Genomic DNA, 982 nt, shown 5'->3' on the forward strand with positions numbered 1-982 from the left:
TTTGAGGTAATTGGCGCATTCGTCGGCGGTGAAGGCATCGAGTGCGTGGCCGATTGCGGCGCAGACCGCATCGACGGTTCGGGCGGCAGCTTTGCGGAGCAGATGCTTGAGCTTGGCAAATACCTGTTCGATCGGGTTCAGGTCGGGCGAGTACTTTGGCAGGAAGAACAGTTTGGCGCCGACCGAACGGATGAGCTGGCGAACTGCTTTGCTCCTGTGGCTGCCGAGATTATCCAAGACGACGATATCGCCGGGTCGAAGGACCGGCAGGAGAACCTTCGCGACATAGGTGCGAAAGCTCACGCCATCGATCGGCCCCTCGATGAACCATGGCGCATCGATCCGATCATGGCGCAGGGCCGCCAGGAAGGTCATGGTCTTCCAGCGGCCGTGGGGAACCTTGGCGTGAAGTCTGCGCCCGCGCGGCGCCCATCCCCGCAAGGGCGCCATATCGGTCCTGGTCCAGGTCTCGTCGATGAAGACCAGTCGCTCAGCTTCGACGCGACCTTGATATTTTGTCCACTGGGCGCGCCGCCGCGCGACCTCGGGTCGATCCCGTTCGCCAGCCGCCACGCTTTTTTTTGAAGCTGAGCTTCTCGGCATGCACGAAGTCCCACACCGAATGGTAGTCGACCTTCAGGCCGCGTCCGGCAAGCTCGGCAACGAGCCCGCGTATCGTGAAATCGCCCTCCTTGATCCGTTGCGACAGCCAGACCGCATGCTCTCCCGAAACCGCCTTCGGCTTATGACCGCCCATCTGGCCCGGAGCAACGCTCCCGGTCTCATCGACCCGCTTCATCCAGCCAATTGCGGTGCTGATCGCGACCCCAAACTGCTTGGCTGCCCGATTGCGGGACATCCCGCCCTCAATCGCGGCCACGACACGCTGGCGAAGATCCAGAGAATAAGGCTTGCCCATCCATGCTGGCCTCCCGCCCAGCCAGCATGGTGAATCAGAAACGAACTGATTTGGGAATCCCAA

1 protein-coding gene is annotated in these 982 nt (G+C 61.7%); it reads right to left on the reverse strand.

Going from position 1 to position 982, the window contains the following annotated elements; all coding sequences use genetic code 11:
• Positions 1 to 919, reverse strand: a protein-coding gene (locus IVB01_RS27210; protein WP_247495000.1) for an IS630 family transposase whose coding sequence is annotated in 2 segments (ribosomal slippage) — positions 1 to 582 and positions 584 to 919 — 918 coding nt annotated over the 2 segments. Because the reading frame shifts where the segments join, the coding sequence is not laid out codon by codon here. This gene is flagged as partial in the annotation.
• Positions 920 to 982 lie beyond the last annotated feature (63 nt).

This window comes from Bradyrhizobium sp. 164 (assembly GCF_023073715.1).
GTDB lineage: Bacteria > Pseudomonadota > Alphaproteobacteria > Rhizobiales > Xanthobacteraceae > Bradyrhizobium.